We start from the raw sequence: 22,900 nt of genomic DNA on the forward strand, positions 1-22,900 counted from the left end.
GAAGCTGGCCCTGCGGGGATCACTGCATGGCTTGCATCTGCGCCCCGTGGCGACGCCAGGCGCCTGGCGCAACGCCGTACTGGCGTTTAAAGCTGCGGTTGAAAGACTGCTGCGAGTCAAAGCCCAGCGAAATCGCGACGTTAAGGATCGGCTCATTGGTGGTGGTCAGCCGATCCGCGGATTTCTTCAGCTTCTTGATGCGGATGTACTCACCCAGCGGATAGCCGGTGTGCTCTTTAAACATACGCTGCAGGTGCCATTTAGAATAGCCTGCGCGCTCCGATACGGTGTCCAGATCCAGACGTGCTTCGATGTTGTTATCGATCCAGTCGATTAGATCGTGAATAAATGCGTCGCTCATCATCCCATTTTCTCCCGTCGCCGTTGCGAACAGTATCAGTATCAGTATCAGTTGCAATTACACTTTAAGGGTGACTGACTTTGCCATTTAATGCAAGTTGGATTGATACATTAAATGCCGCACTCGCCGTAAGGACATTCTCCGCCCCGCTCTATCTCAGTCAAAACCGCACATAAAGTGTATCAGATATTCTTGCAGTTGCTGGATGCCCAAGCCTACACTCCTCGCGATTAATTGCAATCTTAAAAGTTGCAAATATTGGCCCGCCTTTGTGGGCTCTTTTTTAACGCTATGCGGAATAACAATAATGAACAGACAAACGAAGTGGGTTCGTCAGGGTTCAACCCTTCTGGGCGCGGTGCTGCTCAGCAGCATACTCAGCGGATGTGACAAAGGCGTGGCGCAAAACGCCCCGCCGCCGCCCCCTCAGGTCAGCGTCGCCGACGTGGTGATGAAGCCCGTCAGCCAGTGGGACAGTTTTAACGGCCGCATCGAAGCGGTGCAGAGCGTGCAGCTGCGCCCGCGCGTCTCCGGCTATATCGATGCGGTGAACTACCGCGAAGGCGACGAAGTGAAAAAAGGCCAGGTGCTATTCACCATCGACGACCGCACCTACCGCGCCGCGCTGGAGCAGGCGAAGGCCGAACTGGCCCGCGCGCGCAGCCAGGCGGCGCTGGCGCGCAGCGAGTCGGCGCGCACCGAGAAGCTGATCGGCACCCTGGCGGTGTCGCGTGAGCAGTGGGAGCAGCGGCGCTCCGCCGCCAGCCAGGCGCAGGCGGACGTGCTCGCTGCCGAGGCGGCCGTGGATATGGCGCAGCTCAATCTTGACTTTACCCGCGTGACCGCGCCGATCGACGGACGCGCCAGCCGCGCCATGATCACCACCGGCAACCTGGTGACCGCCGGCGACAGCGCCAGCGTGCTCACTTCGCTGGTGTCGCAGGATCGCATGTACGTCTACTTCGACGTCGATGAAACCACCTTCCTGCACTATCAGGCGATGGCGCGTCAGGGCCAGCAGCGCGGCTCACTGCCGGTCGAAATCGGTCTGGCGGGCGAAAGCGGCTATCCGCACCGCGGCATGGTCGACTTCACCGATAACCAGCTCACCGCCAGCACCGGCACCATCCGCATGCGCGCCCTGCTTGATAACCGGCAGCGTCAGTTTACGCCCGGCCTCTTCTCCCGCGTCCGCCTGCCGGGCAGCGCAGAGTTCCAGGCGCTGCTGATTGACGACAAGGCGGTGCTGACCGATCAGGATCGCAAATATGTCTATGTGGTGGATAAAGAGGGCAAAGCGCAGCGCCGCGACATTCAGCCCGGCGCGATGGCCGAGGGTTTACGCATTGTGAAAAGCGGGCTGCAGTCGGGCGACCGCGTGATCGTCGACGGGCTGCAAAAAGTGTTTATGCCCGGAATGCCGGTAACGGCCCAGCAGGTCGCGATGCGCGCGGCTAACGCCAACTAACTGAGGCTACTGCCGCTATGGACTTTTCCCGCTTTTTTATCGACCGGCCGATATTCGCCGCCGTTTTGTCGATTTTGATTTTCGTTACCGGCCTGATCGCTATTCCGCTGCTGCCGATCAGCGAATACCCGGACGTGGTGCCGCCCAGCGTGCAGGTGCGCGCCGAATATCCCGGCGCTAACCCGAAGGTGATTGCCGACTCGGTGGCGACGCCGCTGGAAGAGGCGATCAACGGCGTTGAAAATATGATGTATATGAAATCGGTGGCCGGTTCCGACGGCGTGCTGGTGACCACCGTCACCTTCCGTCCCGGCACCGATCCCGATCAGGCGCAGGTGCAGGTGCAGAACCGCGTCGCCCAGGCGGAAGCGCGCCTGCCGGAGGATGCGCGCCGCCTCGGCATCACCACCCAGAAGATGTCGCCGACGCTGACGCTGGTGGTGCATATGTTCTCGCCGCACGGTAAGTACGACTCGCTCTACCTGCGCAACTACGCCACGCTGAAGGTGAAGGATGAGCTGGCGCGCCTGCCGGGCGTGGGCCAGATTCAGATCTTCGGCGCGGGCGAATATGCGATGCGCGTCTGGCTCGATCCCAACAAGGTGGCCGCGCGCGGCCTGACCGCCGCCGACGTGATCACGGCGATGCAGGAGCAAAACGTGCAGGTGTCAGCCGGCCAGCTCGGCGCTGAACCGCTGAAGAAGCAGTCCGACTTTCTGCTCTCTATCAACACTGCGGGCCGCCTCGAAAACGAGCAGCAGTTCGGCAATATCATCCTGAAAACCTCGGACGACGGCTCGCTGGTGCGGCTGCGCGACGTGGCGCGCATTGAGATGGGCTCCGGCAGCTATGCGCTGCGCTCGCAGCTCAACAATAAGGACGCGGTCGGCATCGGTATTTTCCAGGCACCGGGCGCCAACGCCATCGATCTCTCCAACGCGGTGCGCGCCAAAATGGCCGAGCTGGCGACGCGCTTCCCGGACGACGTGCAGTGGGCCGCGCCTTACGACCCTACCGTATTCGTGCGCGACTCCATTAGCGCTGTGGTGCATACGCTGCTGGAAGCGGTCGCCCTGGTGGTGCTGGTGGTGATCCTGTTTCTGCAGACCTGGCGCGCCTCGATCATTCCGCTGCTGGCGGTGCCGGTTTCGGTGGTCGGGACCTTTAGCGTGCTCTACCTGCTCGGCTTCTCGCTCAATACCCTGAGCCTGTTCGGACTGGTGCTGGCGATCGGCATCGTGGTGGATGACGCCATCGTGGTGGTGGAGAACGTCGAGCGTAATATCGCGCTGGGCCTCTCGCCGCAGGCGGCGGCGCATCAGGCGATGCGCGAAGTTTCCGGGCCGATTGTCGCCATCGCGCTGGTGCTCTGCGCCGTGTTCGTGCCGATGGCGTTTCTCTCCGGCGTTACCGGCCAGTTCTATAAGCAATTCGCGGTCACCATCGCCATCTCCACGGTGATCTCCGCCATCAACTCGCTGACGCTGTCGCCGGCGCTGGCGGCGAAGCTGCTGAAGGATCACCATGCGCCGAAAGATATCCCGACGCGCATTATCGATCGCCTGCTCGGCTGGCTGTTCCGACCGTTCAACCGCTTCTTTAACAGCAGCGCGCACGGCTACGAAGGGCTGGTCGGCAAAACGCTGCGTCGTCGCGGCGCGGTGTTCGGCGTCTACGTGCTGCTGCTGGCGGGCGCGGGCTTTATGTTCCACGCCGTGCCGGGCGGCTTTATCCCGACGCAGGATAAGCTCTACCTGATCGGCGGCGTGAAGATGCCGGAAGGCTCGTCGCTGGAGCGTACCGACGAGATGATCCGCAAGATGAGCGAAATCGGCATGAATACCGAAGGCGTGGCCTACTCCGTCGCCTTCCCCGGCCTGAATGCGCTGCAGTTCACCAACACGCCGAATACCGGCACGGTGTTCTTCGGCCTGAAGCCGTTCAGCGAACGCACCCACAGCGCGGCGGAGATTAACGCGGAAATCAACGCGAAGATCGCCCAGCTGCAGCAGGGCTTCGGCTTCTCGATTATGCCGCCGCCGATTCTGGGCCTCGGCCAGGGTTCGGGCTACTCGCTCTACGTGCAGGATCGCGCGGGGCTGGGCTACGGCGCGCTGCAGACGGCGATCAATACCCTTTCCGGCGCGGTAATGCAGACGCCGGGCATGCACTATCCCATCTCCTCTTATCAGGCGAACGTGCCGCAGCTCGACGTGCAGGTTGACCGCGATAAGGCCAAGGCGCAGGGGGTATCGCTGACCGATCTTTTCAGCACATTGCAGACCTATCTCGGCTCGTCGTACGTCAACGACTTCAACCGCTTCGGCCGCACCTGGCGCGTAATGGCGCAGGCGGACGGTGAGTTCCGCGACAGCGTGGAGGATATCGCTAACCTGCGTACCCGCAACGATCGCGGCGAGATGGTGCCTATCGGCAGCATGGTGCATATCACCACCACCTACGGGCCCGATCCGGTGATCCGCTATAACGGCTACCCCGCGGCGGACCTGATTGGCGACGCCGATCCGCGTATCCTCTCTTCCGCGCAGGCGATGACCCAGCTGGAGGCGATGTCCAGTCAGCTGCTGCCGAACGAGATGAATATCGAGTGGACCGATCTCAGCTATCAGCAGGCGACCCAGGGCAATACCGCCTTTATCGTCTTCCCGGTGGCGGTGCTGCTGGCGTTCCTGGTGCTGGCCGCGCTCTATGAGAGCTGGACGCTGCCGCTGGCGGTGATCCTGATCGTGCCGGTGACCATGCTGTCGGCGCTGGTCGGCGTCTGGCTGACCGGCGGCGATAACAACGTCTTCGTGCAGGTCGGTCTGGTGGTGCTAATGGGGCTGGCATGTAAGAACGCCATTCTTATCGTGGAATTCGCCCGCGAGCTCGAGATGCAGGGCAAAGGCATCGTGGAAGCGGCGCTGGAGGCGTGTCGTCTGCGTCTGCGTCCAATCGTGATGACCTCTATCGCCTTTATCGCCGGTACCGTGCCGCTGATTCTGGGCGAAGGCGCGGGTGCAGAAGTGCGCGGCGTCACCGGCATCACCGTGTTCGCCGGGATGCTGGGCGTTACCCTGTTCGGTCTGTTCCTGACGCCGGTGTTCTACGTCACGCTGCGTAAGCTGGTGACGCGCAAGGCGCCGAAAGAGGCGATGCAGACAGCGTAAAGAGTAAGGGCGGTCAGCGACCGCCCATTATTTATCAAAGCCGCTTTTAGCGGCTTTTTTTATTATCTCAACGCTTTACGAAAAGTTATATCAGGCTTTGGGACGCGTCAGAAAAACCAGCGTGCCGATAATGATATCGCCCACGACCCAGAGGATCCCCAGCATCATCGCGCCCATACCCGCGCCTAACGCCGCGCCCGCGCGTTCTGCATCGGAAGCCGCGTTATTGATCACGTCTCCGCTCGCGCCCATACCGGCGAAAATAGAATAGATCATCAGCAGGTTAAACAGGATAAATACGATCTTAACGATTTTCCCAAACAGCGTTCGCTTCGGTTTTTTTACCTGATGTCCGCATGAAGGACATTTAAAAGCGGATTCACTGATGCCCGATTTGCATTCCGGACAGTTGATTAAGGCCATTTCTCTCTCCATAGATACAAAAAAATCAGTCGGGAAAATACGCTTTTTCTGGATTATCAATCGGATAAAAACAGCGTCATTTAGCCGGGTGCTTTTGCTATAGAGGGGAATTGGCTGTTATGGGTGGAGAGGAAAATTCAGGACAGGAATGGAGTACGCCGCGCTGCGGAGCATAAAAAAAGCCGCGTTTAGCGGCTTTTTTTGCACAGGTCTTCGATAGCATCCGGTTCCAGAACAGGCGCGCACTCGGTTTCGTTGCCTTTCTTCAGCTCTTCGAGCGCGTCGGCGACGGTGCGTTTTTCCAGCACGTCCAGCGAAGCCTGCTCGGCTTCATCGGCGATCGATTTGAAGTACCAGCAAAGATTGGCGCTGACCAGACAGCGAGGCGCGACGTCCGGACGCGACGCCCAGAGCTTTTTGTCCTCAATCACGGAGGTATAAATATCGCGCAGCGTGATTTCGCTGGCCGGACGCCCCAGATGAATCGAACCGGTGCGGCCAAGCGTCGAAACGATAATGCCGTCGCGGGTGAGCGGAACCATCAGCTTACGGATGAAACTGGGATTCGCCTCAAGGCCGTATGCCAGAATGGCGCTGGTCGAGCGTTTACCCATTTGCTCCGCCATCGCTACGCTAAGAACCATTTGCAAAGCTGTCGGGAAGCGGTAATCAAGCATTTCATTATCCTGAGTTGCGGTGCATCTTATTGTTTTATTGCCGCGTAAGTGAACATTCAGTGAGCAATAAATATAACAAACACTGTTGCTTTTTAGAAGCAAGGCGACGGCGCCAGGGCACGTATTCATTAAAACCCGGCAGCCGACAGCACAAGCTGTTCAGCCCGCGCCGCGCCAGCCTCCGCCCTGCCCTTAAAGCGCCGCTGGCGGGGCCGACGGCAGCCGATTTTTCAGCAGCATCACCAGCGCCACGTTAAGCAGCGCCAGCGCGCAAAGCATCCATAGCGTAGCGGACGCGCCGAAGGTTTCAAACAGATATCCGCCCGCCAGAGGCGTTAGCGCCTGACCGATAAGCGCCGGACGCGCCATCCGGCCAACCACTACGGCATACGCCTCCGGTTTGACCATCGCCAGCGGTAAAGTTCCCCGCACGATGGCGCGCAGGCCATTTCCTGCACCGTAAAGCACCATGCTGAGCAGCGCAAGCTGCGGGAATAGCGCCAGCGACAGCAGGCCGAGCGCCACCAGGCCGACCGAGAAAAAGGCGGTCCAGATGGGATGGCCGCGTTTAAACAGAATATCGGCGACGCGCGATCCCACCTGACACGGCCCCAGAATGGCGCTGAGCCCCAGCGCAGCAGCCAGCGTGTAGCCGCTCGCCTGCAGCAAAGCGATCAGCTGTACCGAGATTGCCGTCATGATCACCGAGGCGAGCGTAAAAATGGCGCACAGCAGCCAGAACAGCGACGGCGCGATATCGCTCTGCGGCACAGGCGCTATCGCCGCTTTCGGCTTCAGGGCCGCCGCTTTATCCGGCAGCGCGTAAAAATAGGCAGGCAGCACCAGCAGCAGCAGCATCGCGGCGATAGCGAAACAGGCGCCGCGCCAGCCAAGCAGATGAATCAGCAACGCGGTGCCAGGCCACACCAGCGAGGTGCAAAAGCCGGAGATTAGCGTAATGCTGGTAATGCGCTGCGCGCCTGGCTGCCGTAGCGCGTGCCCAACGTGGCGAACAGCGCGTCGTAGAGTCCCATCGCCATGCCGACGCCGATAACGACCCAGGCGGCAAGAAACAGCAGCAGCGAATGGCTTAAGCCCATTATCGCAAGCCCGATCGCCATCACCGCCCCGCTCAGCGCCAGCAGCATCCGGCCGCCGGTGCGCGCGATAATGCGTCCGCTCAATGGCGCCAGCAGGCCGGATACCAAAATGCCGAGCGACAGCGCGCCATAGACCCACTGCTGCGACCAGCCGGTTTCCGCGACGATCGGAGCCGCCATTACCGCCATCAGATAAAACGAGCCGCCCCAGGAGAGTATCTGCACCAGCCCCAGCACCACTACCGCCAGCACGCCGGGTTTATTCCGTTGATTCACATCCGTCACCCTTTTGTACAGTAGCGGCTTTTATAACATGTTATGAGATAAGGAAAAAACCGAAACGGCGCCGCTCGCCCTGCTTTGCCTGTTTAGCCGTCAGGCCGCACGGTTTGATTGGTTAGTATTATTAGTATGTTGTAACTAATAGCGCAGATTGCACGCAGCGACAATCTCTGTCACATTAGGATATGTTGTAACTATGGAGACCGCTGATGCGTTACGACCTGATTTCCGACCTGCATGACTGCGCTAACCGCCTCGAACAGTCGCTGGGCGAGTTGCGCGAGATGATTATGGCGCAGCCACTGCTGATCGCGCGGGTGTTCTCGCTGCCGCCGATTGAAAAAGGCCATGAGCATGACGCGGTGACCGAAATCGCCGTTGAGCAGCACCTGGGCGAAGCCGCGCGCGAGATGGCGCTGGCGCACTTCTGTCGGCTCTTTATGCAGCATCAGTCAGAAAAGCTGAGCACCAAAGCGGCCGTGCGCCTGCCCGGCGCGCTCTGCATTGAAGCCGAAGGCGAACGCGAAACCGCCCTTATCGACCAGATCGCGCAGGTGAATCAATACAAGGCGCGGCTGGAGCAGATTATCACGGTGGAATCGGGCCTGCCGAGCGAGGCGCGCTTTGAGTTCGTGCACCAGCATCTGCGCGGCCTGATTACCCTTAACGCCTATCGCACCATTACCCTGCTGCAGGCGCCGGACAGCCTGCGTTTCGGCTGGGCTAACAAGCACGTGATTAAAAACGTAAAGCGCGAGGAAATTATCGCCCAGCTGGAAAAGAGCCTCAGCGCGAACCGCGCGCAGGCGCCCTGGACGCGCGAGCAGTGGGCGGAAAAGGTGCAGGATGAGCTGGAGAGCGTGCGCGCCCTGCCCGCCACCGCGCGGCTGAAGATCAAGCGCCCGGTGAAGGTGCAGCCGATCGCGCGCGTCTGGCGCGCCGATGAGAAAAAACAGACGCAGCTCGCCTGTCCGTCGCCAATCGTCGTGCTGTGTCGCGACCGCAGCCAGGTGCCGGTGCTGGGCGAACTGCTGAACTACAACGCGGATAATGTGCAGCACCGCTATAAGCCGGCGGCGCAGCCGCTTAATCTGCTGATCCCGCGGCTGCACCTGTGGGTCGACTGCCCGATATAACGAAAAAAGGCCAGCAGCGCTGGCCTTTTATTACGACGGCGGATTACGCCTTCATGCTGCCGACCATCTCTTCCGGACGCACCCAGGCGTCAAACTCCTCTTCGGTAAGATAGCCCAGCTTCAGCGCCGAGCCTTTCAGCGTAAGCCCCTCTTTATGCGCCTTCTTCGCGATTTCGGCCGCTTTGTCATAGCCGATATGGGTATTCAGCGCGGTCACCAGCATCAGCGACTCATTGAGCAACTGCGAGATGCGGTCGCGGTTCGGCTCGATGCCGACGGCGCAATGGTGGTTAAAGCTGTCCATGCCGTCAGCCAGCAGGCGCACCGACTGCAGGAAGTTGTGGATCACCATCGGCCGGAAGACGTTCAGCTCGAAGTTGCCCGACGCCCCACCGATATTGATCGCCACGTCGTTGCCCATGACCTGGCAGCAGAGCATGGTCATCGCTTCGCACTGGGTCGGGTTGACCTTGCCCGGCATGATAGAGCTGCCCGGCTCGTTTTCCGGAATAGAGAGCTCGCCGATGCCGCAGCGCGGGCCTGACGCCAGCCAGCGCACGTCGTTGGCGATCTTCATCAGCGAGGCCGCCAGCCCTTTCAGCGCGCCGTGCGCGTGCACCAGCGCATCGGTGGTCGCCAGCGCCTCGAATTTATTCGGCGCGGTGACGAACGGCTGTCCGGTCAGCTCGGCCAGCGCTTTCGCTACGCGCACCGCATATTCCGGATGGGTATTCAGCCCGGTGCCGACGGCGGTGCCGCCCAGCGCCAGTTCGGCGACGTGAGGAATGCTCTGCTCGATGTGTCGAAGGTTATGCTCCAGCATCGCCACCCAGCCGGAGATCTCCTGGCCCAGGGTCAGCGGCGTCGCATCCTGCAGATGGGTGCGGCCGATCTTGACGATATCCTGAAAGGCGCTGGACTTCTCGCTCAGGGTTTTCTTCAGCGTTTCAATCTGCGGGATCAGTTTTTCGCGCAGCGCGATCACTGCCGCCACGTGCATTGCGGTCGGGAAGACGTCGTTAGAGCTCTGGCTTTTGTTAACGTCGTCGTTGGGGTGCACCAGCCGCGACATGCCGCGTTCGCCGCCGAGGATCTCGCTGGCGCGGTTGGCCAGCACCTCGTTCATGTTCATATTGGTCTGGGTACCGGAGCCGGTTTGCCAGATCGCCAGCGGGAATTCGCCGCTGTGCTGATCGGCCAGCACCTCGTCGGCAGCTTTAACAATGGCGTCCGCGCGTTCAGCCGGCAGCAGGCCGAGATCGCGGTTGACGGTGGCGGCGGCGCGCTTGGTCTGCGCCAGCGCATAGACCAGCTCGGTAGGCATTTTTTCTGTCGAGATACGGAAGTGTTCCAGCGAGCGCTGCGTTTGCGCGCCCCATAACTTGTCTGCGGGTACATCAATGGGCCCCATTGAATCTTTTTCAATGCGCGTGGCTGCCATGTCTACGTCTCCTTTAGCACAGGTTGTGGTGATTGGTCGCCCAGCGCGGGAAGAACACTGGACGCGCAGAATTCTTACATACAAGAATTTAACATTATGCGAGTCTGACGCGCTGTTTGCACTTCATATGTATTAACGGTGCCATTTTCTGCTTTAATAGGCGCAATAACTTCCCGTGATTAAAGGGTTAATTATGCAAAAAATGGTCAATTCGCTGCAAAATTACGCGTGGGGCAGCAGAACCGCCTTAACTGAACTCTACGGCATCGCCAATCCCAGCGGCGCGCCGATGGCGGAGTTGTGGATGGGCGCGCATCCTAAAAGTTCCTCACAGGTTGAGGTCAAGGGCGAGCGTCGCTCGCTGCGCGACGTGATCGACGCCGCGCCCGAGGAGATGCTGGGCTATGCGGTGGCGAAACGCTTTGGCGAACTGCCTTTCCTGTTTAAAGTGCTGTGCGCCGCTCAGCCGCTGTCGATTCAGGTTCATCCCAGCAAAAGCGTGGCGGAAGAGGGTTTCGCACGCGAGAACGCGGCGGGCGTCCCGCTCAACGCGCCGGAGCGTAACTATAAAGACGCCAACCATAAGCCGGAGCTGGTCTACGCGCTGACTCCTTTCCAGGCGATGAACGGCTTTCGCGAGCTGCCGGAGATCGCCTCGCTGCTGCAGCCGGTGGCGGGCGCGCATCCGCAGATCGCCCACTTTTTGCAGCACCCCGACAGCGATAATCTGGCGACGCTGTTCACCACTCTGCTGTCGCTGCAGGGGGAAGCGAAGTCGCTGGCGCTGGGCGTGCTGAAAGCCGCGCTCAACGCGCGCGACGGCCAGCCGTGGGAAACCATTAAGGCGATCGCGGCGGATTACCCGGACGACAGCGGGCTGTTTTCGCCGCTGCTGCTGAACGTGATTACGCTGCAGCCGGGCGAAGCGATGTTTCTTTACGCCGAGACGCCGCACGCCTACCTCAACGGCGTGGCGCTGGAGGTGATGGCCAACTCCGATAACGTGCTGCGCGCCGGCCTGACGCCGAAATATATCGATATTCCCGAGCTGCTCGCCAACGTCAAGTTTCAGTCAAAACCTGCGTCGCAGCTGCTGACCCAGCCGCAACAGCAGGATCGCGCCCTGAACTTCCCCATTCCGGTGGAGGATTTCGCTTTCGCCATTCACGCGCTGGACAGCGAACCGCAGATCCTCTCGCAGGAGAGCGCGGCAATCCTGTTTTGCATTGAAGGCGAGGCGACGCTGACCCTGGGTCAGCAGCAGCTGACGCTGCGTCCGGGAGAATCCTGCTTTGTTCCTGCCAGCGACGGCGCGCTGAAAGCCACCGGAAGCGGCCGCCTGGCGCGCGTTTTTAATGCATTGCGCTGATTCGGCTGACGGAACTGGCCCTAACTGCTATTATTTCAATCTATTAGCGAAAAACGCCCGCGGGCGTTTCTCTTCCCTCGCCGGACGTCGGACAGCGGCGTAAGCGGACACAAGGATAAGGACGACTCAGCAATGAAAAAGACCAACGTTGCCGTAGGTGTGATTATCGCCCTGGGCGTAATCTGGACCGGCGCGGCATGGTTTACCGGTAAGCAGCTGGAAAGCCATATGGATGAACTGGTGCAGAACGCCAATACGCAGCTTAACGCTCTGGCGCCCAACAGCCGCCTCAAGCTCAGCTATCAGGATTACCAGCGCGGCGTATTCAGCAGCACCGCGAAACTGGTGCTGCAGGCCAACTCCCAGACAGAAGATAACGCTTTCCTGAAGCCCGGCCAGAGCATCGTCTTTAACGAAACCATCGATCATGGCCCCTTCCCGTTCGCCCAGCTGCGTCGCTTTACGCTGATCCCGAGCATGGCGTCGGTGCACACCGAGCTGGAAAATACCGATGCGCTGAAAAATCTGTTCGCCCTGACCGACAATAAATCGCCGGCGAATGCGGATACCCGCATCGGCTATAGCGGCGCGACCGATACCGCTCTGCACTTTTTGCCGGTTAATTACCAGAATGCGCAGACCGGCCAGCGCGTGGCGACCAACGGCGGCACGCTGAACGTCAGCGCAGACAGCAAAGGCGATAAAGTCTCGGTAGACAGCGATATCGACAGCATCGCCATCACCAGCAAAAACGAGATGGGCATGCCGGTGCTGTTTACCGCTAACGGCGTGAAGGTAAGCGGCAATACGCACCTGACGCCGGAAGGCGTGCGCATCGGCGATCAGAAAGTCGAGCTGGAGAAATTCAACGCCAGCGTCAACGGCAAGGATGCGCTGACGCTGCAGAAGCTCAACGGCACCTCGTCGTTTGATAACAAAGCGGGCAAAATCAGCGGCAATATCGACTATCGCGTCGATAACGTGCACCTGCAGAACAACGATTTCGGCGAAGCGAAGCTGAGCATGAAGCTGGCGCAGTTCGACGCCCAGGCGGTGAAAGCCTTCTCCGACAACTACCACGCGCAGATGCAGGACCTGCTGAATCAGCCGGGCCTCGCCAACGATCCGATTCGCTACCAGGCTGGCGTCAACACTATTCTGATGAATAACCTGCCGACGCTGCTGAAAGGCGCGCCGATGGTCAGCATCGCGCCGCTGAGCTGGAAAAACGAGAAAGGCGAAAGCACCTTTAACCTCACCGCTAACTTCAACGATCCCGCTACCGTGACCGGACAGCCGCAAAATCTCTCCGGCATGGTGGATCGCGTGCTGAAGAGCTTATCGGCCAAGCTGGTGATCAATATGCCGATGGCGACCGAAGTGATGCGCAACGTCGGCCTGGCCGAGGGTTATACCGGCGACGACGCGCAGAAGCTGGCGGATCAGCAGGTGAAAGGCCTGGCGGCGATGGGCCAGATGTTCCGTCTGACCCAGCAGCAGGATAACAATATCGTCACCAGCCTGCAGTACAACGGCGGCCAGGTGAACATGAACGGCGACACCATGACGCTGGAGCAGTTTATGTCCCGCTATATGCTCGGCCTGCCCACCAGCGAAGGCATGCCGCAGTAAGCAACCCCGCCTCGCGATGAAGAAGCTGGTCACCTTGCGTGACCAGCCTTTCCGCCTTCTGCATTTCCCTGCACTGATAATCTTACGCCTCGTTAGGCGCGGTTTTCGCCGCAGACAGCGGCGCGCCCGTAAGCTGCTCCTCCAGTTTCTCCAGCGTGACGCCACGGGTTTCGGGCACTTTTTTTACCACGAACAGAAAACCTACGGCACAGATCAGACCATAGAGTAGAAAACTGCCTGCTGCGCCCAGTCCGGCGTTGAGCAGCGGAAAGGTGTAGGTCAGGATAAAGCAGGCGATCCAGAGCGCCAGGGTGCCCACCGACATCGCCAGCCCGCGCACCCGGTTCGGGAAGATTTCCGCCAGCAGCACCCAGGTGACCGGCGCAAGCGTGAGCGCGTAGATGGCGATAGCGGCCAGCACCAGAATCAGCACCGGCCATCCCAGCATGCCCAGCATATAGGCGGCGGCGATAAGGCCGTAACAGAGCGTTAAGCCGCCCGCGCCCAGCAGCATCAGCCTGCGTCGTCCCAAGCGATCCACCAGCGGCAGCGCGAGCAGCGTCGCCAACAGATTGATCAGGCCGGTAGCGACGATCGATTTCAACGTCCCGTTAATATCGAAGCCTGCGGAGGCGAAAATCTCCTGCGCATAGTTGAAAATGACGTTGATGCCGCACCACTGCTGGAACACCGCCAGTACGATGCCGATCGCCATCACCGGCGCGATACGGGGTTCGAAAAGCGTGCCGAGGGAAGCGCGCTTCGCGGTTTTATCTTTTTCAACCGCCAGCGAAATTTCCGTCAGGGTTTGCTGCGCATAGGGCTCGGGGCCGATTTTTCGCAGCATGGCATGGGCGCGTTCTTTTTTGCCCGCCATCACCAGCCAGCGCGGCGATTCGGGCACAAAAAACATCAGCACCAGGAAGAGCGTCGAGGGGATCGCGGCGGAGGCGAACATCCAGCGCCAGCCATATTCGCCGTTCCAGCTTTGACGCAGCGTCTCCTGGGTAGCCTCACTGGCGACCGGCTCAGCGATCAGCAGGTTCACCAGCTGTGCCGCCAGCACCCCGATGACAATCGTCAGCTGATTAACCGCAACGAACTTGCCGCGTTTGTCCGCCGGGCTGATCTCCGCAATATACATAGGGCTGAGCGCCGAGGCGATGCCGATGCCGACGCCGCCCAGAATGCGGCACCAGACAAAGAGTTCGAAACTGGTAGCCAGCGCGGTGCCGATCGAGGTGGTAACGAAGAGTAGCGCAGCGATCATCAGCGGGATTTTGCGGCCGAACCGGTCCGCTGACCAGCCAGAAACCACGGCGCCGGCCACGCAGCCGACCAGCGCCGAGCTCATCGCCCAGCCTGAGGTGGCCGGGTCGGTAATGCCGAACCAGGCTTCATAGAAGGGTTTGGCGCCGCCGATTACCACCCAGTCATAGCCGAAGAGCAAGCCGCCGCACGCCGCCACGAGGCAGATTCCCCACACATAACGCATAAAGAGCTGTTGTTGTTGTTTCACGTTGCTACTCCGCAGGAGGGTCAAGGTGCGGCTATATGACCACCCTTCACGCAGAGTGAAAGTTCAGAGGCTCACAGATTTTAGTTAAAGGAGTTTACTAAGTCAGCCGGTCGCGGTGTTTTCAACGTAGAGGTATCCGATGCCCAGCAGCTGGCTTCCTCGATCCAGCTGGCCGAAATGGATATTGGTCGCCCTGTTTTTCACGCTGTCGCGCGGATCGAAAGGATTGAAATCGATCTGCCGCACAATGGTTTGCCGCCAGCTTTCGCCGAAGGCGCAACTGCGGCCGTAGAGCCATATCTGATTAATATTCAGCGTATTAAGGAAATTATACAAGCTCATACCGATCGCTTCGGCCGCCTGATTTACCCAGTGGATAATCCAGGCGTCACCGCGCTGCCAGAGCGCGAAGAGTTCGCGATTCGTCAGCGGCGCCGCGCTGTCGATAGCGCGGGCCGCCTGTTTCATGGCGCTCAGCGACGCCACCGTTTCCAGACAGCCCCGACGACCGCAGCTGCAGCGCCTGCCCTGCGGATCGACGATGGTGTGGCCGATCTGCCCGCTGCCATAGAGGTTGCCGCGAAAGATCTCGCCGTTGATGACGAAAGAGGAGCCGATGCCGTAGTCGACGTTGATGACGCAGAACTCGCTCTGCTGATTGCGGTTCAGCCACTTTTCCGCCAGCGCCAGCATGATGCAGTCATTGTCTACTCTGACCTCGATGCCCAGACGCTCTTCCAGCAAATATTTCAGCTCGACCGGCGCCTTCCAGGCGGCCTGGGGCATATGCTGCGAGACGCCGGTGACGGGATCGACCTGGCCATGCACCGCCAGCGCCAGATTGATTTTTTTCTTTGGCCACTGCTGGCAAACCTGCCGCCACAACGCTTCTGTCTCCTTCAGCAGCGCGTCGGGGGTCGCGGCGTCGATCGCACGCTGCTGACACTCCCCCTGCGCGACCAGCTGCGCGTCCGCCAGCTGATATTCGATACGCGTCGGCGTAATGCACATGCAGAGCGTCCAGGGGCCGGTGGAGGGCAGTTGATAGCTGCCGCCGTTGACGCCGCGATGGCTCAGCGCCACGTCGGAATGAACGATTTTCCCCTCGTCGATAAGTTCGTTCAGGATTTTGGTGGTGGCCGGGATGGTTAGCCCGCTTAGCTGCGCCAGCTGCGATTTGCTGACCTGTTTATGCCGCCACATCAGGGTCATAAACAGCGTTTTATTGTGTTTGCGCACCTGAAAGTTGTTTAAGCCGATCTGCTTCATTGCGTTTGAGCCCCATAAGGTGAGAAATGCAGTATCGCTTATGTTAGTAAACAGCGTTAACTAACTTCTGTGACGCCTCCTCCAGCCTCCGTTATCCGCTTGTTTTAGAGTGCGGCTTCATTAAGCCCGGAGGAGAAACCATGGCATTTGCTCTTCGCGACCCGCATCAGCTGGCGGCAGAACTCACCACCACGCAGGTGCCCTGTCATGCGCTGGCCGTCTGGAGTCTGGGACAGGCCGGCATGATTATTAAAAATCACGCCGGCGATCTGGTGGCGATCGATCCCTACTTAAGCGACGCCATCGAACGGCGACATCCCGACACGGAGTTCGTGCGCCGCTTCCCGCCGGTATTGCCCCCTGAGGCGCTGGCGGTGTGCGACGCGGTGTTGATTACCCATTTTCACGATGACCATCTCGATCTGGCGACGCTTGAGCCGCTGGCGGAGAAGGCGCCGCAGCTGCCGATCTGGATCCCGGCGCCGGACGGCCGACTTTTGCAGGCGGAAAATCGTCGCCTCGGCGGTCAGGTGCGGCTGGCGAAAACCGGCAGCCTGATTGAGGCGGGCGAGTTTCAAATTTTGCCGGTGGCCGCGGCGCACAGCGACTACGAACGCGATGACGAGGGCAACGACCGTTATTTAGGCTATTACCTCCGCTGCGGCGCGCTCAGCCTGTGGCACAGCGGCGATACCTTGGTGACCGAGGCGCTGCAGAGCCAGATGGCGCAGCTCAGGCCGCACATTTGCGTGCTGCCCATCAACGGCGGCGATGTTGCCCGCGGCCGACGCGGCATTATGCCGAATATGAGTTTTCGCGATGCGGCGGATCTGCACCACGCCATCGGCGGCGATCTGCTGCTGCCCTGTCATTACGATCTCTTTAGCTGCAACAGCGACAACCCCGCCTGGTTTGTCGATGACCTGCTGACCCGCTATCCCGGCGAGAAATTTCATTTGCTGATGCCAGGCGAGCGCTTCCTCTATCTCGCCTGAAACCACACCCTACTCATGGAATCACCTGCTATGACAAAAATAACATCTGCGGTGCCCTCGCCTTTGCTGCGCCGCCTCGGCATCCCGCCGGCGCTCGCCTGGGGCTATATTGCGGTGCTGCTTTTTATGATCGGCGACGGCGTGGAATCTAACTATCTGGCGCCCTACCTGAGCCACCACGGCTTTACCCTCGATATCGCCGCCGCGGTGATCGCCTTTTATGGCGTAACGGTCACGCTGGGCTCCTGGCTGGCCGGTTCGCTTTCGACCCTGATTGGGCCGCGTCGGGTCATGCTGCTTGGCGGCGTGATTTGGGTGGTGTTTGAGCTGCTGTTTCTCGCCTTTGCGCTGCCTGCGCAAAGCGTGGTGGGCATCGCGCTGACCTACGGCCTGCGCGGCATCGCCTACCCGATGTTCGCCTATGCGTTTCTGGTCTGGATCCAGTCCGCCGCGCCGCTGGAGATGCGCGGTTCCGCTACCGGCTGGTTCTGGCTTGCCTTTACCGGCGGTCTGCCGACGCTCGGTTTGCTGGTGGCGATTTTTTCCATCAGGGTGATCGGTGAATACGCGACCTTCTGGCTCTCGCTGGTGCTGGTGGCGTCAGGCATCGTGGTGATGCTGGTCGCCGTTAAAGAGCGCACCGGCTATGGCCCGCTGCTGGATGAGGATCAGCGTCGTCAGGGCGTCTGGCGAACGCTGATGGGCGGCATCGATATTCTCTGGCGTGAACCGCGCATCGCCGCCGCCGCGGTAGTGCGCATTATCAATACCACGCCCTACTTTGGCTTTTTTATCTTTCTGCCGGGCTTCTTTACCGAGCGCATCGGCTTCTCGCAAACGGAATATCTCAGCCTGATCACCATCATGGGTCTGGTTGGCATGAGCTTTAATCCTGTCGTAGGCAAACTGAGCGACCGCATCGGCTGGCGTAAGGTGCTGACCTTCTTCGGCGGCCTGGGCTCCTGCATCTCGATGCTGCTGATGTACTTCGTGCCGCAGTGGAGCGGCGGCAGCTTCGCGCTCAGCGTGCTCTTCGCCTGCCTGTACGGCATCACGCTGTGCGGCTACGTGCCCGCCGCCGCGCTCTTCTCCTCGCTGTGCGAAAAGAAAGACAAAGGCAACGCCATGGCGATTTACTGTTTCGCCGCCGGGCTCTCCACCTTCTTTGGCCCCGCGCTCTATAGCGGCCTGAACGCCCTGTTCGGCACCGAAGGCGTCATCTGGTGCTACGCGCTGCTTTATCTCATCAGCGCGGTCACCTCCTGGTGTTTTTTACTCACTCCGCTCGACCCAGGCGAGCAGAACAACCCCGCCGCCAGGCGGCTACGCAAGCTGAACTCGGCGCTTACGGAATAAAGGTAACAAGATGAAAGGTTTTGACTACATCGTGGTAGGCGGCGGCAGCGCAGGCTGTATCGTGGCGGCGCGCCTGGTAAAAGAGAGCAACGCCCGGGTGCTGCTGTTAGAGGCCGGCAGCGGCGACTATCATCCGGTGCTGAAGATGCCGGCAGGCTATATGAAATATCTCGCCAGCGATAAATACCTCACAATGCATCAGACCCAGCCGCAGCCGCAGCTCGACGGCCGCGGCGTCATCGTGCCGCAGGCGAAAGTATTAGGCGGCGGTTCGACGGTGAACGCCATGGTCTATATGCGCGGACACCGGCAGGACTACGCGGAGTGGAACCGCGCGCTGCGCCATACCGGCGTCGACTGGTCCTGGGAAGCGCTGCTGCCCCACTTCACCGCCATTGAAGACAACGACCATCTCGGCGCGCCCGATCACGGCGTCGGCGGCCCGCTGAAAGTATCGCATCTCGGCCATTTCAGTCCGCTCAGCCGGGCCTGGGTGAAAACGATGCAGGCGCTGGGCATCCCCTATACGCCCGACTTCAACACCGGCGACCCGTTCGGCGTCGGCTTTATGCAGCACACCATCGACTGGCGCACCCGCAAGCGCTGCAGCGTGGTCGACGCGTTTATCGCGCCGCTGCGCGACGACAGCCGTCTGGTGATTGAAACCGAGGCGCAGGTTGAGGAGATTCTGTTCGAGGGAACGGAGGCCAGAGGCGTACGCTACCGGCGTCACGGCGTCACCCACCATGCCGAGGCGAGCAAAGAGACGATTCTGGCGGCGGGCGCCTATCAGACGCCGAAGCTGCTGATGCTGTCGGGCGTCGGGCCGCAGGATCACCTGGCGGAACGGGGCATTGCCCTGCGTCACCACCTGCCCGGCGTCGGCCGCAACCTGCAGGATCATTATGAGGTGCCGGTAGTGGCCACCACGCGCGGCGCCTTCGGCTATTACGGTCAGGATCGCGGCTGGCCGATGATCAAAGCGGGCATCGAGTATCTGCTGTTTAAAACCGGCCCGGTAACGACCACCGGCGTGGAAACCTGCGCCTTTTTCGATCCGCTCGATTTTAGCGCGACGCCGACCATTCAGATGTTCTGCGTGCCGACCGTTTATCTCGATCGCGACGTCATGGGCCGGGATCCTGGCCATGGCGTGACGATCAACTCGCTGCTGCTGCGGCCGAAAGCGACCGGCCGCGTCACGCTGCGCGACGCGCATCCCGCCTCCCTGCCGGTTATCGATACGCAAATCTTCGGTCATCCCGACGATCTGGCCCGCACGCTGGCCGGCTTCCATTTTGCGCGCGGCGTGATAGCGGCATCGCCGATCGCCGACATGATCGAGCAGGAAATATTTCCCGGTGCCGAGGTCACAGGCGATGAGGCGATCGCCGCGCACTGCAAACGCATGGTGAAAACGGGCTACCATCCGGTCGGCACCTGCCGCATGGGCCACGAACAGGATCCCATGGCCGTGGTGACTGCTGACTTGCGGGTGCGGGGCTTAGGGAAGCTTCGGGTGGTCGATGCCTCAATGATGCCGAATATCATTAGCGGCAATACCAATGCGGCCGTTATGGCGGTGGCTCACCGCGCCGCCGACCTGATTGCAGGGCGCGAACGCGTCGTTGAAGAGACGCGCTGCGTGGAGGTATTGTCATGAGCGAAAGGCTACACACCCTGCAGCGCGCCCTTGCCGAATGGCGGCTGGATGCGCTGCTGCTCACCCGGCGGGACAACATCGCCTGGCTCACCCAGGGCGCCAGCTATTACGTGGTGGAGCGAGCAGAGACCGGCGTCGCCAGCCTGCTGATCTTCCCCGACCGGGTACGGCTGCTGGCGCCAGAGAACGAAATGCCCCGCATTCTGGCGGAAGAGCCGCTGCCGTTCGCCTGCGAAATCAGCCGCTATCCCTGGTATGGGTCGCTGGAAATGGCGCTGGCCTCTTGCCGGCCGGCGCGGCTGGGCAGCGACGCGCCGCTCGCCTCGACGGTGAATATGGAATCTCAGCTTCCCCGGCTGCGCCAGGGATTGAATGAGAATGAAAAACAGCGCTTCCGCCAGCTGGGCCGGGAAGCCGCCTGCATCGTCGAAGAGGTGGCGCGCACGCTTCGTCCAGGCATCAGCGAGCGCGAGGTCGAAGCGGCGCTCGTCGGACGCTGCCTGGCGTGCGGCATTCGCCCGGTCTGTACCCTGGTAGCGGCTGACGAGCGCATCGCTCTGTATAAACACCCGTTGCCAGGCACGAAACGGCTGGCCAGAAAGATGCTGATCACCCTGGGCGCGGAGCGGCTGGGCCTTAACGTCAGCCTGACCCGAATGGTGCATCTCGGCGAACCTGATAAGGCGCTGAAGCAGCGTATCGGCACGCTGGCCAGCATCCATGCCGATATGCTGCAGGCTATCGCGATTAACCGGCGCTGGCAGGATCTCTTTGCGCAGATCCAACAGGCTTACCGACGCCACGGCTGGCCGGAGAGCTGGCGCGAGCACCATCAGGGCGGTCCGGCAGGCTACGGCTGCCGCGACTGGATTGTCACGCCGGACACCGCAGGCGCCATTGCGGCCGATACCGCGCATGCCTGGAATCCTACGCTGAGCGGCGTCAAGAGCGAAGATACGCTGCTGGTCACTGAAGAAGGCGTCGAATGGCTGACCCGCAGCGGCGACTGGCCCTTGATCGAGGTGTCCCGCGACGGCCAGCGCTGGCAGCTTGCCGACTGGCTGATTTTACCGTTGTCATCATAAGGAAGCGAAAATGTCAGAACGTTTAAAACAGAAGACCGCCGTCGTCACGGGCGCGGGCAGCGGCATCGGCAGCGCCATCGCCTCGCTCTTCGCCCGGCAAGGCGCGCGCGTCGCGCTGCTTGATTTGACGACGGAAACGACGGAGCCGCTGGCGGCGCAGCTGCAGCAGCAGACGGGCCAGCCGTGCATCGCCTGCGTGGCGGATGTGACGCAGCCGGAGCAGGTTGCGGCGGGCGTCCGCCAGGTTGAGGACGCCTTCGGCCATATCGATATCCTGATCAACTGCGCGGGCGTAAATGTCTTTCGCGACGCGCTCGCCCTGACGGACGACGAGTGGCAGCGCTGTATCAATGTCAATTTACAGGGACCCTACAACCTGATACGCAGCGTGCTGCCCGGCATGCTAAAGCGCCAGTACGGCAATATCGTCAACGTTGCGTCGGTGCACGGACATAAAATCATTCCCGGCGCCTTTCCCTATCCGGTGGCGAAACATGGCCTGATCGGCCTGACCCGCTCACTGGGCGTGGAGTACGCCAGCCAGGGCATTCGCATTAACAGCATTTCGCCCGGGCTGATCATGACGCCTGCGGCGGAAGCCTGGCTGGCCAGTTGCCCGGACCCGGCCGCGGAACGACAAAGGCAGCAAAATCTGCTGCCCTGCAAAAGGATCGGCGAACCGGACGAGGTCGCCTACACCGCGCTGTTTTTAGCCTCTGACGAAGCGCGTTTTATCAATGCGACCGACATTGTGATCGACGGCGGCCGTAGCCAGGTCTATCACGATTAAAGGCGCTGGCGCGCTTATCGCACTCTGTCGCCGCCGATAAGGCTCGGCGTCAAAATCATATGCTGGCTGGCGGTCTCAGGCGCGCTAAGCCGCAGCAGGATGCGCGCCGCCGCGGCGCGGCCCATCTCCCGCGCCGGACTGCAGATAAAGGTGAGCGGCGGATCGCTCAGGTTCGCCTGCGGTTCGTCGCTGAAGCCCACCAGCGCCATCTGCTGCGCGTAATAGCTGTCAACCGCGCCCTGGCCCAGCGTGCGCCCGCTGCGCAGCAAGGCGAAGTAGCCGCCCAGCGCGGTGGTGGCGTTGGCGGCGATAATGGCCGTCAGCCGTTGATGGCGCTGCAGCAGCTGCGTGGTCGCCTCGGCCGCCGCCTTCTGGCTCTCTTCGCACTCGATAATCCACTCCGGCTTAAAAGGCAGGCCGTACTGCAGCAGCGTGGCGCAGTAGCCGCCGATACGCTCGGCGCGCGTCAGCGACGCGCCGCTGCCGCCCAGCCAGGCGATATGCTGATGTCCCTGACGGATGAGATATTCCGTCGCCATGCGCGCGCCCAGCGCGTTGTCGGGCCGCAGGCTGTCCGTCCCCTCCAGATAGCTGGCGCGCGAGGCGCAGATCAGCGGCAGCCCGAGCTCGGCGGCGCGCGTCGCCAGCGCCGCGCCGTTGCCCGCATCGCCGCCCAATACCACGCCGTCGACGCCCTGCGCCACCAGCGACTCGAAGCAGCGCGCCAGATGCTGGCCCTGCGCGCCGCTCTGGGTCAGCACCAGCATCTTGTCCTGCGCCTCCAGCGCCTCGCTGAGGCCGGCGGTCATTTCAGCATAAAAGCGCTGGCTCAAATCCCTGACGATCAGGCCGATTACGCCGCTGGCGCCGCCGCGCAGCGCCGCCGCCGTGCGGTTACGCACATAGCCTGACTGCTCGATCGCCTCATTGACCCGCGCCGCCGTGGCGGGCGAGATGCGGCCTTTGCCGGAAAGCACCAGCGAAACGGTGGTGACGGAGACGCCGGCCGCCTCGGCGACGTCGTTAATGGTGATTTTTTGCTGCGACATGTTGCACGCCCGGGGAAAGCTCTTACATGGCGGTATCATATAGGTAAAACGTTAAACCCGTCGGATAAACTTAACTTTATCGCACCCGTTCACAATGTGACAGGCCGCGCAAAAC

The 22,900-nt window shown here is 61.0% G+C and carries 17 protein-coding genes and 1 pseudogene; 10 read left to right on the plus strand and 8 right to left on the minus strand.

The features are described from left to right. Window positions 1–19 precede the first annotated feature (19 nt). The gene (locus tag PVE98_RS10530) at window positions 20–364 is read right to left on the minus strand and encodes a helix-turn-helix domain-containing protein (protein ID WP_033747323.1); all 345 of its coding nucleotides are present in this window, start codon (window positions 362–364) and stop codon (window positions 20–22) included. Window positions 365–668: 304 nt separating this feature from the next. Between PVE98_RS10530 and PVE98_RS10535 the strand changes: the two genes are divergently transcribed. Further along, complete coding sequence (locus PVE98_RS10535; protein ID WP_096073100.1) at window positions 669–1,829, plus strand: efflux RND transporter periplasmic adaptor subunit; 1,161 nt, start codon at window positions 669–671, stop codon at window positions 1,827–1,829. Window positions 1,830–1,846: 17 nt separating this feature from the next. Next, window positions 1,847–4,999, plus strand: a complete 3,153-nt coding sequence (gene oqxB, locus PVE98_RS10540) for a multidrug efflux RND transporter permease subunit OqxB (protein ID WP_333620670.1) — start codon at window positions 1,847–1,849, stop codon at window positions 4,997–4,999. A gap of 90 nt (window positions 5,000–5,089) precedes the next feature. Here the strand turns inward: oqxB and PVE98_RS10545 are convergent, their stop codons facing one another. From PVE98_RS10545 to PVE98_RS10555, 3 genes and pseudogenes are all read right to left on the minus strand, one after another. Next, on the minus strand, window positions 5,090–5,422 hold the full coding sequence (locus tag PVE98_RS10545) for a hypothetical protein (protein WP_096073098.1): 333 nt from the start codon (window positions 5,420–5,422) through the stop codon (window positions 5,090–5,092). A 188-nt stretch (window positions 5,423–5,610) separates the two neighbouring features. Next, window positions 5,611–6,099, minus strand: a complete 489-nt coding sequence (locus tag PVE98_RS10550) for an Rrf2 family transcriptional regulator (RefSeq protein ID WP_033747332.1) — start codon at window positions 6,097–6,099, stop codon at window positions 5,611–5,613. 192 nt (window positions 6,100–6,291) lie between these two features. Then, window positions 6,292–7,475, minus strand: a pseudogene (locus tag PVE98_RS10555) (MFS transporter). A gap of 212 nt (window positions 7,476–7,687) precedes the next feature. Between PVE98_RS10555 and tus the strand changes: the two are divergent. After that, on the plus strand, window positions 7,688–8,617 hold the full coding sequence (gene tus, locus PVE98_RS10560) for a DNA replication terminus site-binding protein (RefSeq protein WP_048780869.1): 930 nt from the start codon (window positions 7,688–7,690) through the stop codon (window positions 8,615–8,617). Between the two features lie 43 nt (window positions 8,618–8,660). On the opposite strand, the gene fumC is transcribed toward tus, so the two are convergent. Then, the gene (fumC, locus tag PVE98_RS10565) at window positions 8,661–10,058 is read right to left on the minus strand and encodes a class II fumarate hydratase (RefSeq protein ID WP_033747337.1); all 1,398 of its coding nucleotides are present in this window, start codon (window positions 10,056–10,058) and stop codon (window positions 8,661–8,663) included. Window positions 10,059–10,251: 193 nt separating this feature from the next. Here fumC and manA point away from each other — a divergent pair, with 193 nt between their 5' ends. Both manA and PVE98_RS10575 read left to right on the plus strand, forming a co-directional pair. Beyond that, entirely contained in the window at window positions 10,252–11,427 is a 1,176-nt protein-coding gene (manA, locus tag PVE98_RS10570; protein ID WP_313620517.1) for a mannose-6-phosphate isomerase, read from the plus strand. Between the two features lie 132 nt (window positions 11,428–11,559). Then, a complete protein-coding gene (locus PVE98_RS10575) occupies window positions 11,560–13,059 on the plus strand; it encodes a YdgA family protein (RefSeq protein WP_033747340.1) in 1,500 nt (499 codons plus the stop codon). A gap of 82 nt (window positions 13,060–13,141) precedes the next feature. Here the strand turns inward: PVE98_RS10575 and PVE98_RS10580 are convergent, their stop codons facing one another. Continuing rightward, window positions 13,142–14,554: a sugar porter family MFS transporter gene (locus PVE98_RS10580; protein WP_096073096.1), complete on the minus strand. Its 1,413-nt coding sequence runs from the start codon at window positions 14,552–14,554 to the stop codon at window positions 13,142–13,144. Between the two features lie 126 nt (window positions 14,555–14,680). Further along, entirely contained in the window at window positions 14,681–15,847 is a 1,167-nt protein-coding gene (locus PVE98_RS10585; protein WP_096073095.1) for an ROK family transcriptional regulator, read from the minus strand. 140 nt (window positions 15,848–15,987) lie between these two features. Here PVE98_RS10585 and PVE98_RS10590 point away from each other — a divergent pair, with 140 nt between their 5' ends. The 5 genes from PVE98_RS10590 to PVE98_RS10610 are packed head-to-tail and all read left to right on the plus strand — an operon-like array spanning window position 15,988 to window position 21,736. Beyond that, window positions 15,988–16,842 carry an MBL fold metallo-hydrolase gene (locus PVE98_RS10590; protein WP_096073094.1) on the plus strand — a complete coding sequence of 285 codons (855 nt, stop codon included), beginning with the start codon at window positions 15,988–15,990 and terminating at the stop codon, window positions 16,840–16,842. A 30-nt stretch (window positions 16,843–16,872) separates the two neighbouring features. Next, window positions 16,873–18,198: an MFS transporter gene (locus PVE98_RS10595; RefSeq protein ID WP_407568482.1), complete on the plus strand. Its 1,326-nt coding sequence runs from the start codon at window positions 16,873–16,875 to the stop codon at window positions 18,196–18,198. A gap of 10 nt (window positions 18,199–18,208) precedes the next feature. Beyond that, window positions 18,209–19,861, plus strand: a complete 1,653-nt coding sequence (locus tag PVE98_RS10600; RefSeq protein ID WP_096073093.1) for a GMC family oxidoreductase — start codon at window positions 18,209–18,211, stop codon at window positions 19,859–19,861. Beyond that, a complete protein-coding gene (locus PVE98_RS10605; RefSeq protein ID WP_313620525.1) occupies window positions 19,858–20,946 on the plus strand; it encodes a M24 family metallopeptidase in 1,089 nt (362 codons plus the stop codon). Before PVE98_RS10600 ends, PVE98_RS10605 begins: the two co-directional genes overlap by 4 nt. A gap of 10 nt (window positions 20,947–20,956) precedes the next feature. Further along, window positions 20,957–21,736 (plus strand): SDR family oxidoreductase, encoded by a 780-nt coding sequence (locus tag PVE98_RS10610; protein WP_096073091.1) that lies wholly within the window; start codon window positions 20,957–20,959, stop codon window positions 21,734–21,736. Between the two features lie 14 nt (window positions 21,737–21,750). Here the strand turns inward: PVE98_RS10610 and malI are convergent, their stop codons facing one another. Beyond that, a complete protein-coding gene (gene malI, locus PVE98_RS10615) occupies window positions 21,751–22,785 on the minus strand; it encodes a Mal regulon transcriptional regulator MalI (protein ID WP_096073090.1) in 1,035 nt (344 codons plus the stop codon). Between the last annotated feature and the right edge of the window lie 115 nt (window positions 22,786–22,900).

It is taken from the genome of Pantoea sp. GABEPS69, from assembly GCF_045780835.1.
GTDB lineage: Bacteria > Pseudomonadota > Gammaproteobacteria > Enterobacterales > Enterobacteriaceae > Pantoea > Pantoea septica.

Excerpts from the sequence above, each read along its gene's own strand:
- PVE98_RS10530 (WP_033747323.1), bottom strand. The coding sequence starts at position 364 with ATGATGAGCGACGCATTTATTCACGATCTAATCGACTGGATCGATAAC.
- PVE98_RS10535 (WP_096073100.1), top strand. The coding sequence starts at position 669 with ATGAACAGACAAACGAAGTGGGTTCGTCAGGGTTCAACCCTTCTGGGC.
- oqxB (WP_333620670.1), top strand. The coding sequence starts at position 1,847 with ATGGACTTTTCCCGCTTTTTTATCGACCGGCCGATATTCGCCGCCGTT.
- PVE98_RS10545 (WP_096073098.1), bottom strand. The coding sequence starts at position 5,422 with ATGGCCTTAATCAACTGTCCGGAATGCAAATCGGGCATCAGTGAATCC.
- PVE98_RS10550 (WP_033747332.1), bottom strand. The coding sequence starts at position 6,099 with ATGCTTGATTACCGCTTCCCGACAGCTTTGCAAATGGTTCTTAGCGTA.
- fumC (WP_033747337.1), bottom strand. The coding sequence starts at position 10,058 with ATGGCAGCCACGCGCATTGAAAAAGATTCAATGGGGCCCATTGATGTA.
- manA (WP_313620517.1), top strand. The coding sequence starts at position 10,252 with ATGCAAAAAATGGTCAATTCGCTGCAAAATTACGCGTGGGGCAGCAGA.
- PVE98_RS10575 (WP_033747340.1), top strand. The coding sequence starts at position 11,560 with ATGAAAAAGACCAACGTTGCCGTAGGTGTGATTATCGCCCTGGGCGTA.
- PVE98_RS10580 (WP_096073096.1), bottom strand. The coding sequence starts at position 14,554 with ATGCGTTATGTGTGGGGAATCTGCCTCGTGGCGGCGTGCGGCGGCTTG.
- PVE98_RS10585 (WP_096073095.1), bottom strand. The coding sequence starts at position 15,847 with ATGAAGCAGATCGGCTTAAACAACTTTCAGGTGCGCAAACACAATAAA.
- PVE98_RS10590 (WP_096073094.1), top strand. The coding sequence starts at position 15,988 with ATGGCATTTGCTCTTCGCGACCCGCATCAGCTGGCGGCAGAACTCACC.
- PVE98_RS10595 (WP_407568482.1), top strand. The coding sequence starts at position 16,873 with ATGACAAAAATAACATCTGCGGTGCCCTCGCCTTTGCTGCGCCGCCTC.
- PVE98_RS10600 (WP_096073093.1), top strand. The coding sequence starts at position 18,209 with ATGAAAGGTTTTGACTACATCGTGGTAGGCGGCGGCAGCGCAGGCTGT.
- PVE98_RS10605 (WP_313620525.1), top strand. The coding sequence starts at position 19,858 with ATGAGCGAAAGGCTACACACCCTGCAGCGCGCCCTTGCCGAATGGCGG.
- PVE98_RS10610 (WP_096073091.1), top strand. The coding sequence starts at position 20,957 with ATGTCAGAACGTTTAAAACAGAAGACCGCCGTCGTCACGGGCGCGGGC.
- malI (WP_096073090.1), bottom strand. The coding sequence starts at position 22,785 with ATGTCGCAGCAAAAAATCACCATTAACGACGTCGCCGAGGCGGCCGGC.